Source organism: Mesorhizobium sp. M7A.T.Ca.US.000.02.2.1, from assembly GCF_003996995.1.
Taxonomy (GTDB): Bacteria; Pseudomonadota; Alphaproteobacteria; order Rhizobiales; family Rhizobiaceae; genus Mesorhizobium.
Genome location: NZ_RZTT01000726.1, coordinates 1 through 1,545, shown reverse-complemented (window position 1 = coordinate 1,545; position 1,545 = coordinate 1). Strand labels below are relative to the sequence as shown.

Here is a 1,545-nt window from a genome sequence, read left to right as displayed (position 1 = left end):
GTTCGGGAACACGAGGTCGCGCGACTTCGGCGCAACGTCGACGGGCCGACCAGGATGACGAATTCACCTGATCCAATGTCGACCGACACGCCATGAATAACTCGGACCGTGCCATAGGCTTTCTCGAAACCTGATGCGGTCTTGTCGCTGCCCTTCAGCCTCAAGATCACCCACTCGGCGGTGGATTTCGCCAATTGGCCCTTGCCGATCCACAGCCAGTCCTCCAGTCCAACGCGCACATCGCAGCCCGCTGCGATCGCCTGGGGTGGCCATCGCAGCGGCTGCGACCGGCGCCCAGCACCAACCAATGGCGATCCTGTTCGAACCGCGGGTCGGCGGTGCGCTTCATATGCGCCACGTCCTCGGGATGAGTGCCGATGCCACTGTGTGCCGAAGAGGCTCTGTACGGAGAACGATGCGTTGACCAGGCCCGCTCGACGGATGGCGAGTGTAGAGATGGCCGATGTCGTAGCACTCGATTTCGAAACGCGTGCCGTTCGCCGCGCAGAAGCCTCGTTGACAGAGGCGCTCTGGGGCCATAGCGTATCTGACTGGTATAACAGGTATGCCAGATGATCGGGGTACAGATCAAACAGCGGAAGCTTTCGGACGAGGTTGCGGAGCACCTCGAGCGGATGATCCGTAAGGGAGAGCTGGCCGAAGCCGACCGCCTCCCTTCTGAACGGGAACTCATGCGACAGTTCGGGGTAGGGAGGCCTTCCATCCGTGAGGCACTGCTGCACCTGAGCAAAATGGGCCTTGTCGAAGTAAAATCGGGCGAGCGTGCCCGCGTCACTCGACCCACTCCTCAATTCGTGATCGATGCCCTTTCAGGGCCGGCGCGGCACATGATTTCGGCTCCGGGCGGGATTCACGACTTCCAGAGCGCACGTTTGTTTTTCGAGATCGGCCTTGCCCGCAACGCCGCTGTGCATGCCACCCCCGAAGACATCGAGAACCTCAAGGAGGCGCTCGAACTGAACCGGCAGTCGATCGGCGATCTCGCGCGCTTCGAGCGCACGGACGTGGACTTTCACTACGTGCTGGCGGTAATCACCCGCAATCGGATCTTTACGGCTATTCACGCAGCATTGGCTGAATGGCTGCTCGAACAGCGGCGCACGACGTTGGCCAAGGGTGAAGACCGCAAGGCGTACCAGGCGCATCGCGAAATCTTCGAGGCCGTCGCCGCGCGCGATCCAGACGCATCAGAGGCGGCCATGCGCAGCCATCTCGACTATGTGGCCAAGCGGTACCTGCAACTTGCGAGGCCCAAGTGATGACCGGGTTTGTCGTCTGGGTCGATTTTCGCCTGGCGCCCGGTGCCCGCGACAGGTTCCGACAACTTGTCGACGCCAACGCGACCGCGTCGGTGCGCAACGAGGCCGGCTGTCGCCGCTTCGACGTGACGGAGGCGCGGGGCGAACCGGACCGGGTCCTGCTCTATGAGATTTACGACAGCGAAGCCGCATTCGAGGACCACTGCCGCACCGCTCATTTCGATGAATTCAACACGCAGAGCGCGCCGCTCGTCGTCACCAAGCT

3 protein-coding genes are annotated in these 1,545 nt (G+C 62.1%); 2 read left to right on the top strand and 1 reads right to left on the bottom strand.

Features of this window, described 5'->3' with window-relative positions; genetic code table 11:
- Positions 1-626: 3-keto-5-aminohexanoate cleavage protein (locus EOD15_RS34025; protein ID WP_185929159.1), on the bottom strand; the 626-nt coding region annotated here is incomplete at its 3' end.
- Between EOD15_RS34025 and nanR the strand changes: the two genes are divergently transcribed.
- A complete protein-coding gene (gene nanR / locus EOD15_RS34020; protein WP_127321679.1) occupies positions 573-1,280 on the top strand; it encodes a transcriptional regulator NanR in 708 nt (235 codons plus the stop codon). The two genes, EOD15_RS34025 and nanR, sit on opposite strands and share 54 nt — an antisense overlap.
- Positions 1,280-1,545 (top strand): putative quinol monooxygenase (locus tag EOD15_RS34015; protein ID WP_148129808.1); only part of this gene is annotated, 266 nt, incomplete at its 3' end. The genes nanR and EOD15_RS34015, both read left to right, overlap by 1 nt.